This window comes from Catenulispora pinisilvae (assembly GCF_015356865.1).
GTDB lineage: Bacteria > Actinomycetota > Actinomycetes > Streptomycetales > Catenulisporaceae > Catenulispora > Catenulispora pinisilvae.
On the sequence record NZ_JAAFZA010000635.1, the window covers coordinates 1 to 351 of the forward strand.

Sequence of the window (351 nt, forward strand, 5' to 3'; positions counted from 1 at the left end):
GCACCACAAACGCCGACGGCACCATGTAATCCGGCAAGGCCTGCGCAGCACGCTCACGCAGGACCGACACGTCCAGGCCATCTCCGGCTGCCGGAACGATGTACGCGACCAGGCGATTGTCGCCGGGGCGGTCCTCCCGCGCTAGCACCACGACCTGGGACACCATCTCATGCCCGGCCAGAACCGCTTCGATCTCACCCAACTCGATACGGAAACCGCGCAGTTTCACCTGATCATCGACACGGCCCAAAAACTCCAGCACCCCGTCGACGGTCCAGCGCGCCAAATCACCGGTGCGATACATCCGCGACCCCGCCGGACCAAACGGATCCGCAACAAACCGCTCCGACG

At 64.7% G+C, this 351-nt stretch carries 1 protein-coding gene; it reads right to left on the reverse strand.

All coding sequences use genetic code 11. The features are described 5' to 3' along the window. Positions 1 to 351: AMP-binding enzyme (locus IZR01_RS54965; protein ID WP_194927939.1), on the reverse strand; the 351-nt coding region annotated here is incomplete at both ends.